11 protein-coding genes and 1 pseudogene are annotated in these 12,195 nt (G+C 53.6%); 6 read left to right on the top strand and 6 right to left on the bottom strand.

From position 1 onward, the window contains the following. Positions 1-527 precede the first annotated feature (527 nt). Genes PSSD_RS28245 through PSSD_RS23845 form a run of 6 tightly spaced genes read left to right on the top strand, consistent with a single transcriptional unit; the run spans position 528 to position 7,050 of the window. Entirely contained in the window at positions 528-1,142 is a 615-nt protein-coding gene (locus tag PSSD_RS28245; protein ID WP_039331968.1) for a hypothetical protein, read from the top strand. 48 nt (positions 1,143-1,190) lie between these two features. Further along, on the top strand, positions 1,191-1,703 hold the full coding sequence (locus PSSD_RS23865) for a fimbrial protein (RefSeq protein ID WP_058973945.1): 513 nt from the start codon (positions 1,191-1,193) through the stop codon (positions 1,701-1,703). A gap of 60 nt (positions 1,704-1,763) precedes the next feature. Beyond that, positions 1,764-2,504: a fimbria/pilus periplasmic chaperone gene (locus PSSD_RS23860; RefSeq protein WP_058973944.1), complete on the top strand. Its 741-nt coding sequence runs from the start codon at positions 1,764-1,766 to the stop codon at positions 2,502-2,504. Further along, positions 2,505-5,039 (top strand): fimbrial outer membrane usher protein, encoded by a 2,535-nt coding sequence (locus PSSD_RS23855; RefSeq protein ID WP_058973943.1) that lies wholly within the window; start codon positions 2,505-2,507, stop codon positions 5,037-5,039. Between the two features lie 36 nt (positions 5,040-5,075). After that, a complete protein-coding gene (stbD, locus tag PSSD_RS23850; RefSeq protein ID WP_058973946.1) occupies positions 5,076-6,362 on the top strand; it encodes a fimbrial usher protein StbD in 1,287 nt (428 codons plus the stop codon). Further along, a complete protein-coding gene (locus PSSD_RS23845; RefSeq protein WP_058973942.1) occupies positions 6,328-7,050 on the top strand; it encodes a fimbrial assembly chaperone in 723 nt (240 codons plus the stop codon). Before stbD ends, PSSD_RS23845 begins: the two co-directional genes overlap by 35 nt. A 58-nt stretch (positions 7,051-7,108) precedes the next feature. Here the strand turns inward: PSSD_RS23845 and PSSD_RS23840 are convergent, their stop codons facing one another. From PSSD_RS23840 to PSSD_RS28240, 6 genes and pseudogenes are all read right to left on the bottom strand, one after another. After that, on the bottom strand, positions 7,109-8,437 hold the full coding sequence (locus tag PSSD_RS23840) for a M20 family metallopeptidase (protein WP_058973941.1): 1,329 nt from the start codon (positions 8,435-8,437) through the stop codon (positions 7,109-7,111). 3 nt (positions 8,438-8,440) lie between these two features. Next, entirely contained in the window at positions 8,441-9,385 is a 945-nt protein-coding gene (locus PSSD_RS23835; protein ID WP_058973940.1) for an ABC transporter permease, read from the bottom strand. Then, entirely contained in the window at positions 9,382-10,323 is a 942-nt protein-coding gene (locus PSSD_RS23830; RefSeq protein WP_058973939.1) for an ABC transporter permease, read from the bottom strand. Before PSSD_RS23830 ends, PSSD_RS23835 begins: the two co-directional genes overlap by 4 nt. A gap of 11 nt (positions 10,324-10,334) precedes the next feature. Next, positions 10,335-11,306, bottom strand: coding sequence for an autoinducer 2 ABC transporter substrate-binding protein (locus tag PSSD_RS23825; RefSeq protein WP_058973938.1), 972 nt, complete (start codon positions 11,304-11,306; stop codon positions 10,335-10,337). 18 nt (positions 11,307-11,324) lie between these two features. Beyond that, positions 11,325-12,092 carry an ATP-binding cassette domain-containing protein gene (locus tag PSSD_RS23820; protein WP_058973937.1) on the bottom strand — a complete coding sequence of 256 codons (768 nt, stop codon included), beginning with the start codon at positions 12,090-12,092 and terminating at the stop codon, positions 11,325-11,327. Continuing rightward, a pseudogene (locus PSSD_RS28240) lies at positions 12,085-12,195 on the bottom strand (hypothetical protein); the annotation flags it as partial. The pseudogene PSSD_RS28240 and the gene PSSD_RS23820, both read right to left, overlap by 8 nt.

Raw genomic sequence — 12,195 nt, 5'->3', positions numbered from 1 at the left:
GATTAACACCCCCTTTAATCCGGACATTTTAGGATCAAAGTCATAACACATCAAATGTAAGAATAATCCTAATCCGGTTAATAACTCATGAAACCTTGCTGGAAATATTCTGACAATCCAGAAAAACCCTTGGGCAAGCAATAATCTCATTCGAAAACTATCAACCAATTTAAATTTATACCGGAAAAAAGAATATGAACTATAACGTTTTACCCACATTACTTTGGTGGTTAACAGCGTCTGGATCACCAAGGCATTTAGCATTAAGTGCTATAATTTATTTGATCTTACTCTGTTACTTTCAAAATTAATCCTGGAGAAATTAGAAAAATCTTACCTCTTTATAGGTATACAAGTGAATGCCATTGCCCAACTTCAGAAAAGACAAAGACATTCCTGTGAAACTTTAACCGTATGACTTAAGACTATTCTGATGCCAAAAATCAGACCACTTACTTAACCCATTGAATGAAAACAACTATCCTGCCAGGATATCCGCAGCTCTTCATGGAGCGGATGAGTCAGTTATGAGAAACACAACCAAAGAGGACATACGCTGCGCCAGTTGCAAATATCGCTGCCAGCTAACGGATCGAAACAACGATATTCTTCATCGCTGCCCAATACAAAAAATCGCCGTCTGGCCTGACAGTAATCACTTTCTGATGAAAGGTGTGTTGTCTTTAGTGGCAGGGCGCTACGAAAGTGTATTTTGCCGTGGATGTATATTCGTTGATTTTTCGATTCATAACATACGTTATTTAACCAATAAGAACTGGATTGAGTACCTTAAATCAACCGGCTTAACGATCGTGCTCGTCTCCGATCGGGCATTGTCCGCATTAGCGGCACACTGGATTAAGAGAGAGGGAATCCACTCGATTATCTATTGCGAAGACCAACTGGTCGATATTAAGAAAACGATCAACAGTACTTATTATGGTTTGAAAGGAGGTGCAACACGGAGAGTCAACGCACTCTCCCATGAAGAGGTTGATTTTCTTGATTTAGCGCTCAAAGGAAACTCTCTCTCTTCAATCTCAGTCGCCATGAATCATGACATGAAGAAGATTTACAACATTAAAGATTCCATTCGTAGGAAAACCGGCACCAGCTTTAATCAGCTGCTCTCGGGTCACTAAGTAAAAGGATTACACGATGATGACTCAAAAAATAAATCATTACTCGCACTGGTTGTTTCCAGTGCACTGTTCTCTGCCTCTGCGTTTGCAGCATCGGACAATACCATCAATTTCCAGGGCGAAGTGGCAGATGAAACCTGCTCGATCTCAGTTAACGGTAATGCGGCCTCACCGGTGGTGTTGATGCCAACCGTCAGCAAGGCTGACCTGGCCGCCAGCGGTGACACGGCGGGGCAAACAGCCTTCACGGTGGGATTAACCGGCTGCACGGGAGATGCATCCGCATCCACCAAAATCTCAACGGTCTTTGTCGGCAATAACGTGACGGCTAATGGCAACCTGGCCAATACCGGTACCGCGACTAACGTTGAGGTGCAACTGGTGGATAGCAAAGATGCCGTGATCAATTTAACGGGCGGTTACACCGGTAGCGGTGACCTGACGCTGGCCGCAGGCGAAACCGAAGCCTCAGCGACTTACAACGCGCAATATTATGCCAACGGTGTTGCCACGGCCGGTACGGTTGAGGCCTCTCTTCAATATGCTGTGACCTACCAGTAATAACGCAACAGTGTGGCTCATCTTATTCAGGGCCACACTGTGTATCATGGAATCGTGTCTATGTTTTTACGCAAAATCTTGTCTTGTTTATTACTGGGCACCGCACTGAATTCAGCCAATGCCAGTGTGACATTAGTAGGCAGCCGTATTATTTATCCGGGAACGGCCAGTTCTGTCGATATTCAATTCAAAAATGGCGACAACATACCTTATCTGATTCAGGCCTGGTTTGATGATGGAGATGTTGATGCCCAACCACAGCAAATAAGCAGCGTGCCTTTTATTATTACGCCCCCGGTATTTCGCATTCAACCGAAAGCCGGACAAGTGGCCCGAGTGGTGTTTAGCCAATCTCGCTCGTTACCGCAGGATCGCGAATCAATGTATTGGTTCAACATGCTACAAATTCCGCCTGCAGAAAAAACGACCACTGGCAAACAGAATGCGATGACGGTGATGCTGCGTAATCGCATCAAGCTTTTCTATCGCCCTGCCGGCATGGGTAAACCTGACAACATTTTGCAAGGAATCACCGTTCGCAGCCTGTTTGATAAGCAACGAGGCAACGGAATAAAGATTGATAACGCGCAGCCTTGGTTTGCTTCCCTGGTCGCCGTCAACTTACAGGTCGGGCAGCAAACGCATCTCTGCGACCCCGAAATGGTGGCTCCTTTTTCGCAGCAAACTTGCTGGTTTCCCAATACCAAACAGCGCTTACAGGGTGTAGGCACCGTGCGTATCGACGCAATTAACGATCAGGGAGCAAGAATAAGTGAACGTTACCCCATCCACTTACCGTGAATTAACATTACCTTTTTCTTGCTGACTATTTCATTCTCTTTTTCAACACCTGCTCTGAGTGATGAATATTATTTTGATCCGTCATTGTTTAAAGGGTCAGCCTTTGGTCAAAACATTGAACAATTTAATCATGGAACTTTGCCTGCGGGGCAATACCTGGTGGATGTTTATCTCAATAATAAGCTGGTCTCCTCTGGCCTAAAGCTGGAATTTCTGCCTGCTGCTGGAAAGCAGGCCGTAGAACCTTGCTTGCCGCTGTCGCTGGTGAAAATGATGCAAATTAAACAAGCGACCAGCCAAACGGCGGTAGCAGGTTGCGCGCCTCTGGCGGCATGGACACCCCAAGGGAACTGGGAATTTGATTCCGCGGCTTTACGTCTGAACATCATCTTGCCCATGTCCGCGCTTAATCGCACACCGAGGGGGTACATCCCCTCCGAGCAGTGGGACCAGGGTATGACTGCGCTGTTCCTGCGCCACAATACCAACTACACCTGGACGGACAACAGCACATCAGGCTACCGCTATCAGTACTTATGGAGCGGCATTACCGCAGGCACGAACCTGGCGGCCTGGCAACTGCGCCATCAAGGTAACTTCCGCTATCTCAACAACAGCCAGGGAGAGAGCCGCTATCGCTACAACACGGTCAGAACCTGGGTACAAAGACCGATCGAAGCCCTGAATAGCCAGGTCACCCTTGGCGATAGTTATACCGAAGGATCGCTCTTTGGCAGCCTGGCATTTAACGGCATTAAACTTGCCTCCGATGAGCGCATGCGCCCACAAGGACGGCGTGGCTACGCCCCTGAGATTCACGGTATTGCCTCATCAAATGCGCGTGTGGTAGTCAAACAACTTAATCACGTGGTGTATGAAACTCTGGTTCCGCCGGGGCCTTTTATCATTGATGACCTCTATAACACGCGCAGTCAGGGTGATTTCGAGGTTGAAGTGATCGAGGCCAACGGCAAAATCGCCTCCTTCACCGTGCCTTACGCTTCAGTACCGGACTCAGTGCGTCCAGGTAACTGGCACTACTCTTTGGCCCTTGGTCGGGTGCGCCAGTATTACGCGGTCAACAACCCATTTTTTGAAGGCGTATTGCAGCACGGCATCAGTAATAATCTGACGGCCACCGCAGGATCGCGCTTAGCGGAAGATTATCAGGCCTGGTTGCTGGGAGGTGTCTGGGCGACGGGCGTGGGCGCATTGGGGATCAATACCACCTTCTCTCAGGCAAAAGTAGAGAACGATCAACGCACCTCAGGCTGGCGAGCAGAACTGAGCTACAGCAAAACCTTCGAGACGGGCACCAACCTGGTGCTGGCTGCCTATCGCTACTCCACGCGCGGCTTTCGCGATCTTGAAGATGTGTTAGGGGTGCGTCGTCAGCAGCAGGCGGGGATCGATTATTTCTCCGATTCACTGAATCAACGCAATCGCCTTTCTGCCACCTTGAGTCAGTCAATGGACGCATTGGGTTTGGTGAGTCTGAGCGCCAGCACCGCAGATTATTACAACAATCAATCACGCATTACGCAGTTGCAACTTGGCTACACCAACAGCTGGCGAGCCATCAGTTATGGCATCAACGTAGCGCGACAACGTACCTACTGGAACTCCCGTCTGGATGACATCAGCATCAATAATAACCAGGACAGTAGCCGTCAGCAGAAGTACACCGAAAATACGGTGTCATTCAACGTCTCTGTGCCGTTGAACTGGGGTTCGGGTTTCTCATCGGTCGCTTACAACTACAACCAGTCAAAGCAGAGCCGTGCATCGACAGTTTCCTTAACGGGGTCCGCTGGCGACCAGCGTGATTTCTCTTATTCACTGTATGCCGGCACAGAGCATTACCGCAGTGGCGACAGCGGTGCGGCCAGCTCATTTGGCGGCAACCTGCAGCAAAACACCCGCTTCGGTGCGATAAGGGCCAACTACGGTCAGGGGAACCACTATCGCCAGCTTGGACTGGGCACCTCTGGCACGTTGTTGCTGCATAGCGGCGGCCTGACAGCGGGACCTTACACCAGCGACACCTTTGCGCTGATCCATGCCGAAGGCGCTCAGGGTGCAGTGGTGCAAAACGGGCAAGGCGCGGTGATTGACCGTAACGGTTACGCATTGCTGCCGTCATTGACGCCCTACCGTGAAAACACCGTGAGCCTGGACACACTCAACATGCGTGCCGACGCCGAATTGAGCGGAGGGAGCCAGCGCGTGGTGCCTTACGCCGGGGCAGTGAGCAAAGTTAATTTCTCAACCTTACAGGGCCATGCGGTGCTGATTTCATTAAGCACAACACAAGGCAGTGCACCACCTATGGGCGCAGAAGTGCGCGATGCTGCCGGCACCGTGGTTGGTGTGGTCGGTCAGGGTAGCCAGTTGTACGCCCGAGTTCCGCATGATTCGGGCAGCCTGGAGGTGCGCTGGGAGGGCAATTCACAGCGCTGCTTAGTGAATTATCAAATCACCGGAAAAACGCAACAGGCGCTGATCCTTCTCAATGGTATTTGCAGGAAGTCTTAATACGTGAACATAAAATATACGCTTTTTGCGTTACTGATGCTGCCGCTGACGCTTTGGGCTAACTGCATTAAAGTCACCAGCACGTCTTCACTCTCTGCCGCTGCGCTGGCGGCCGGTTACACCGCATCTTCCTGGACAGGGGCGTGTGATACCTGTTCAGGTAATTTGGGGTTACCTTCCGTTATCAGCATTAACAGCGGGACTTCATTTCAGCCTGCAGGCTCGCTGATTGCCAGTTCGGTGGGATCATTCCTTACTTCCGCCAGCAATGTGGCCTACAGCCCTAATCAGATCCTGTACCGCTGTGCGGTGGCCGATGCCAGCAGCTTGTTTGAGATGTACGCCACCAATGGCGATAGCGCTTATGCCGGAATGTATGCCAGCAACGAAGTCAGTGGTGCCTATTACGATGTGGCGAAAAACGTCGCGGTGCGCATGACCAACACCACAACCGGTGAGTATTACAGTCGCTACTGGAAAGCGCGTCAGTTCACCTCGGATAATTGGTATTCAGACGGGACTTACCTTTACATCCCGGCCAGCGCTTTCAGTAATGTGCTGTATGAGATGTTTAAGATCAGTTCCACCAGCTACTACGCCAACGGTGACAACCGCTACAGCGATACCTGGACGCAACCGCGCGGCTATATCGCCTTCAAAGGTCCGGGGCTGGATACCAACAGCCTGGTGGTGGGTCAGGACAGCGCCAGCTATTGGTACGGATTTTACGGCAACTGGCCTGCTGCATGGAGCACCTATCGCAACGTCACTTATGTTCGAGGTGCACTCTGTGAAGTGCTGAGTTATCCCTCCGTTGTGCTACTACCGACCATCAGTGTCGGTACGCTCACCGGCGGGGGCAGCAGCCAGGCGCCCTTTTCAATCTCCCTGCAGTGCGAAACCGGCGCTAAAGCCAGTACCAGCACCTCAACCAGCAGTTCTGCCAATGTGGCGATGGGGTTATTGGTGAATCAATCCAATGCCGTGTTACAGGCAACCCAATTGGGCCTGACCACCAGCGGGGGCGGATTGACCTGGCTACTGGATACGCGCTATGGCAGCAGCGGTGTGGCCTCTGGCGTAGGGATTAAAATCTATGACAGCAACGGCAGCGCCATCAATCTGTTGCCTAACCTGTCTTCTACTGGCACGGGCAATACCCGCGGCTGGTATGCCTACAGCGATTTAACTTCGCTGGTTTCTTCGGGGAGCCCCGCTATTTACAGCGGTGATTTTACAGCTTCGCTTGAAGCGTTGAGTGGACAAACCGTTACAGCAGGTACCGTGAATGCGCAGTTGCAAGTTGTGGTCAGTTTTCAGTAAGTCGCTGGCACTGGCCAGCCTGCTTTTTTCCGCACACACTCTGGCGGTAGTGAATATCGACAGGACCCGCATCATTTTCAACGCCAATCAAACCAGCCAGACGTTGAATCTTAAAAATGGGCCTGAAAATCCCACGGTGGTTCAGATTTGGAGTGATGAAGGCGATCTGATGCTGTCACCTGATCTCAGCAAAACCCCGTTGTTTGCTATGCCCCCGATGATGCGGCTTTCACCCGATGAGCAGCGTGCAATTCGCCTGGTGCTGACGACGCGGCAATCACTGGCAGATGACCGAGAAAGTCTGTACTGGTTGAATATTTATCAAATTCCCGCCCTGACTCAACACCTCGGGAGTTCAGAGCGGAAAATTGTGCTGCCACTGCGTATTCGACTCAAAGTCTTCATCCGCCCTGCCACATTAGGTGCCCCCGAGCCTGATGACGTGCAAAAACTGCGCTTTGTAGTGCGGGGTAAGCAGTTAAGCATTGAGAACCCTACCCGCTGGTTTATGAGTTTGCGGCTAAACATCGCGAACAGCATTTCGGTGAACGATGTGATGGTTGCGCCGCTTGCAACCCAAACTGTGACGTTGAATCAAGCCATATCAACTGATGAAAAGGTGGATTACGAAGTTTTTGACGATAATGGAAATCCGGTGAGCTATAGCACCACTATCCGTTTATTGTGAGAGTGCCGCGCCGATATTTGGCGCGGCATTGGAATACGGTGTTTAAACCATACACTCACTATGCATTTTCTTTCACCCCGCACCAGCGCACCAACGTCAGCGCAATCGCCTTGGTGCAATCCACCAGGTCCGCAATCGACACATGCTCATTGGGCTGATGTGACATCGCCGGGTCTCCAGGGCCGAAGTTCACGGTCGGGGTTTGTCCCAAGGTGCTTGGCAAACCAATGTCGCTGTGTGCGCCGAATCCTGCCAGTTGCGCATTGAGTGCTGCATCACTCACGCCCTGCTGGAAGGTGGTGACAAATGGATGGTCAGCTTTGATTTCTGCGCAGTCAGCATCCAGAATCCACTCCACCTTGGCCGGATGTTTTGCCAGATAAGGGTCTAACGCACAGACTTTGGCAATGTGCGCTTCAATCTCCTTCTTCACTTTGCCACCTAAGCCCATCTCATCCTTTTCGCTCGGAAGATATTGCACATCAATCACAATCTCAGCCCGCCCGGCAATGGAGGCCGGATGCTCGCCCACTTTCAGCTGCGTCACGATAATCTGGTTCGGCATGTCCATCAGTGGATGATTCTTATCGGGCTGGGTTTGCCAGCGCCGGTTGAGCACATCAAGGCCATCGAGCATCTGCCGACAGAGCATCACCGCATCCACCGGGCCGCTGCTGTCCCAACTGTTCGGCGTTAATTCAGCGTGTCCCCCAATGCCGTCGAGAATGATGCGGGCCCAAAGAATACCGTGGCAAATCGGTGAAATGCGATTCGCGGTCGGTTCGGTCATGATGCCAGCATCGGCTTTGAAGCCCCGATCCACCATCGCCAGCGATCCCATGCCGCCAATCTCTTCATCCACCACGGTGGTAAACACCACATCTCCCGCCAGACGAATATCGAGATCCTGCAATAGCTCTACCGCCATCAGCATGCAGGCGACGCCCCCTTTCATATCCACTGCGCCACGACCGTACACTTTGCTGTCTTTAATGACCGGCGCAAAAGGGTCGGTTTGCCAGTGCTCAGCTGGGCCGGGTGGCACCACATCTATATGGCCCGTCAGCATCAGTGACTTGCCGCCACCTGTCCCCCGCAGCGTGCCTCCCAGATTAGGTCGGCCCTCAAACGTTCGCCCTTTATGGGCTCCTGGACGACCGGCGTATTTCTCCAGCAGTGCCGGACCATCGGGATCCCACAGGTCAGTTTCCATCCCCAAAGCAATGAGCCGCTGTTGCAGATACAGCTGGCAATCGCGTTCACCCGGCCCTGCTTCTCGTGGGTCCACTTTCACGATGGAGGGAAACGCCAAAAGGTCACACAACGTCTGTGCAATGCGATCCGCGCTGGCATCAACGTGCGCGCTTATTCTTTCAGTCAGGCTCATCAGTTATCTCCGGTAAATGAAAAGTCGTTGTGCCATTAAGACGAGGATTAACAACAGGCCTACCGCGCCCAATTGCCACACGCTGTTTAGCCCCAGTTGCAACATGCAGGTTTTGATGGTGACCAGCATCAGCGCGGCGGCCAGCACACCGATCACACTGCCGCGACCACCGAATATGGCGACGCCACCGAGCAGCGCTGCTGTTAACGATTCCAGTTTGAGGTTGACGCCAATTTCAGGCCTTGCGCTGCCCAGCCAGGTCAGAGAAATAAATCCGGCACAACCCGCCAGCAGGCCGCTGAGGCAGTAGACCAGCAATCGCAAGCGATCGACGGGGATGCCCACCAAACGCGTGGCGTGTTCATTGAACCCACTGGCGTAGATCCATTTCCCCCACGCGCTCTGACTCAAAAGCAGCCAGGCGATGAGAAAAGCAGGGATAACACACACCAGAAACGGCAGCGGAATAAAGAAGGTTGCGCCTCTGCCCCATTGCGTCAGCTCGGGTGGGACACCGGAAATCGCTGCGCCACCGGTGAGGGCCAATGCCAACCCGGAAAACAGGTAAAAACTGCCCAGGGTGACAATCAGCGGCCAAAGCCGCAGTCGTGCCACCAGCATGCCGTTGAGCGCGCCGGCCAACGTGCCCGTCACCAGACAAACCAGCGGTAACAGGGCTGGCGTGACGCCCTGGTTCAGCGCCAGCATCCCCACCACCGCCGAGAGGGAGACGTTGCCGCCCACCGACAGGTCAATGCCGCCACCACCGGTCATTACCACCAGTGACTGGCCCAATGCTACCAGCGCCAGCAAAGTCGCAAACTGCAAAATGGAGGTGAGTGACCATGCCGCCAGCATTTGCGGTAACGCAAAAACAATGTCGAGCAGCAGCAGTAACCACAACGCGCAGAGTAAGGTGAGATCAGGAGCTTTGCGCCACAGGTTCATGCTGCCCTCCTGAATGTCAGCACACGTCCGCTGGCGGCTTCACTGCTTAACACCAGCAGCAGCACGGCACCGGTTACCACGGTCTGCCACAGCGATGGCACGCCAACCAGTAACAAACCGTTCTGCAAAATACGCAGCAGCAGCACACCCAGCAGTGTGCCCAGCAGGCTGCAGGATCCGCCGGTGATCCTGGTGCCGCCCAGCACCACTGCCGCAATGGCTTCCAGCGCCAGCGTGCCGCCCACGGTCATCTCTACGTTACGATAAGTCGCGAGATAGCAGGTCGCTGCCAGGCCGCACAGCACGCCACTGATGAGAAAAGTGGCGATGCGTACCTGGGTGACCGGAATACCGGCAAGTCGGGCTTTTTCCTCGGAATTTCCGGCGGCCAGCAGCCATAAACCATAGGGTGTGTGACGCAGCGCCAGCCATACCAGCGCCCACGCCAGCACGATGATCCACGCCATCACCGGCATCCCGATCAACGTGTGCATCATCCCGCGGGTCAAATTGTCTGGCAGGCCAGAGAGCCATTGGCCTCCCAGCAGGACAAACAATCCGGTGCGCCAGACGCCAAACAGCCCCAGCGTGCCGACAATCGCCGGAATTCGTCCCACGACCACCACTAAGGCGGTCAGCAGACCGGCCAGCAGACCAATCAGCGGCCCAGCCAGCGCGGCCAGCCAGGGGGATTGCAGCATCAGCAACTGTCCGACTCCCCATGCTGCCACCCCCATCACCACGCCCACCGAGACATCCACACCGCCCATGGCAATCACCAGCGTCATGCCCAGCGCGATCAGCAATAGCTCGCTGCTGTTACGCAGAATGGTTAGCAGGTTATCCGCCGTGGCGAACCACGGTGAGAACCACGAAAAGCAGCCAATTGCTACCAGGGCGATCGCCAGTAAGGCGATCTCCCGTGAAGTCATGCGCATGCGTAGCCCCATCAGAAATTGAACTGATCGACGTTCTCTTTGGTGAACACCGCCGGGCTACCCAACAGCAGCACACCGGTTTTGCTGTCGAACTTCACCGCTTCAGCGAAACCCGGCACCTTGTTCTCAGCCGCAAAGGCTTTGCCATCAATCAACTGCTTGCCCGCCCACACCGTCAAATATCCCAGTTTTTCCGGATCCCACAGCACCGTGTAACCAAATGCCCCGCTCTTGAGGTAAGCACGTGCGGTGTTCGGACTACAAAAACCGCTGCCGATCACTTTGTTATTTTTTCCTGCTGTTTCAATTGCCTGAGCGACACCTGGGCAGGTTGTCGAGGCCATGGCGATCACACCTTTCAGGTCAGGATTGGCCGACATCAGATCGGTGGTGATCTGCGCAGCGCGACTGGCCGATCCGCCCGCATATTGCGGCTTGAGCAGGGTGATTCCGGGATACTTGCTCTTCACCCGCTGCTGCATAAATCCTATCCAGCTATTCAGATTGGACGCGGTGGCTTCACCGGAAACGATGCCAATCTTCCCCTTTTCACCGACGCGTTTGACCATTTCATCGATGATGGTGTCACCGAGGCCTTCATCGGTGGCTTGCGCAACATAAACCGGGCGGCCACTGTCTGGCGCATCACTGTCGCTGGTGAACAGATGAACGTGGCTGGATTTGGCTTGTGCCATCACCGGCGCGATGCTCGATGCATCCAGCACGCTAATACCAATGGCATTGACCTTTTGCGCAATTAAATTCTGCACAATTTGCAGTTGATCCATGGGATTAGTATCTACCGGCCCACTGTAGACAAACTCCACGCCTAAATCCTTTGCGGCGCGTTTCCCACCTGCTTCCATCGCCTGGAAGTATGGGATACCGATGATTTGCGGCACAAAGGCCACCTTTTCCACGGCATGGGCAAAACCGGAGACCAGCAGTGACAGAGAACAAACAGCAAAGGCAATTCGACGCATGATGATTTTCCCTGGTAGTTAGGTGTTTTCGAAGACGCGCGCATCGGGATGCGCACCGGTAATTAAAGAGACGATTTCGTCTGGCGTGGTGTCGGCATGGCGGCGTTCAGCAATTTTTCGCCCCCGGCGGAACACCACCATGCGATCGGCCACGGCAAACACATCACTGATGTTGTGGCTGATCAGCACCACCGCGCAGCCGCGTTCGGCAAGGCGGCGTGTGAGCTGTAAGACTTTCTGGGTTTCCGCCACCGCCAGCGCCGCGGTGGGTTCATCCATGATCACCAACTGCGCATTGAGATTGAGAGCCCGACAGATCGCCACCGCCTGACGCTGGCCGCCAGAGAGGCTGCCGACGGCGGCTTCCGCATCCGAAATATGCGCGTCCAGCTCTTTCAATAACTGATCGACCCGGTCACGCATCGCACGGCGTTTTAGGAAAGGAATGCCCAGCACGCGGTGTTTCAGTTCGCGACCCAGAAACACGTTTTCAGCAATACTCAGGTTCTCCGCCAGCGCGAGTTCCTGATAGATGGTGGCAATCCCGTGTTCAGCCGCCTGGCGGGGGGAAGTGAACTTCACTGCTTTGCCATCGATCCACAGTTCCCCATCACTCGCGCTATACGCGCCAGACAACACTTTGGTGAAGGTGGATTTCCCCGCGCCGTTATCCCCCAACAGAGCCAGCACTTCTCCACGATGAATGGACAAATTGACCTGGCTCAGCGCGGTTAAGGCGCCAAAGCGTTTGCAGATATTGCGCGCTTCAATGAAACAGCTAGTCATCCCCACTCTCCAGGTAGGCAGCGGTGTGGAAGTCAATTTCCCATTGCAGCACGGTGCCGTAGAGATCCGACAGACGCTGTTTTTCTCCGNGCTCAGTGCAAGC

Origin of the sequence: Type-D symbiont of Plautia stali (assembly GCF_001485335.1) — a bacterium.
In the GTDB taxonomy this organism is placed as follows: domain Bacteria; phylum Pseudomonadota; class Gammaproteobacteria; order Enterobacterales; family Enterobacteriaceae; genus Pantoea; species Pantoea vagans_C.
Note: the sequence above shows the minus strand (reverse complement) of the source record. Positions and strands in the feature narration are given on the sequence as shown.

Excerpts from the sequence above, each read along its gene's own strand:
- stbD (WP_058973946.1), top strand. The coding sequence starts at position 5,076 with ATGCTGCCGCTGACGCTTTGGGCTAACTGCATTAAAGTCACCAGCACG.
- PSSD_RS23845 (WP_058973942.1), top strand. The coding sequence starts at position 6,328 with ATGCGCAGTTGCAAGTTGTGGTCAGTTTTCAGTAAGTCGCTGGCACTG.
- PSSD_RS23830 (WP_058973939.1), bottom strand. The coding sequence starts at position 10,323 with ATGCGCATGACTTCACGGGAGATCGCCTTACTGGCGATCGCCCTGGTA.
- PSSD_RS23860 (WP_058973944.1), top strand. The coding sequence starts at position 1,764 with ATGTTTTTACGCAAAATCTTGTCTTGTTTATTACTGGGCACCGCACTG.
- PSSD_RS23840 (WP_058973941.1), bottom strand. The coding sequence starts at position 8,437 with ATGAGCCTGACTGAAAGAATAAGCGCGCACGTTGATGCCAGCGCGGAT.
- PSSD_RS23835 (WP_058973940.1), bottom strand. The coding sequence starts at position 9,385 with ATGAACCTGTGGCGCAAAGCTCCTGATCTCACCTTACTCTGCGCGTTG.
- PSSD_RS23820 (WP_058973937.1), bottom strand. The coding sequence starts at position 12,092 with ATGACTAGCTGTTTCATTGAAGCGCGCAATATCTGCAAACGCTTTGGC.
- PSSD_RS23825 (WP_058973938.1), bottom strand. The coding sequence starts at position 11,306 with ATGCGTCGAATTGCCTTTGCTGTTTGTTCTCTGTCACTGCTGGTCTCC.
- PSSD_RS28245 (WP_039331968.1), top strand. The coding sequence starts at position 528 with ATGAGAAACACAACCAAAGAGGACATACGCTGCGCCAGTTGCAAATAT.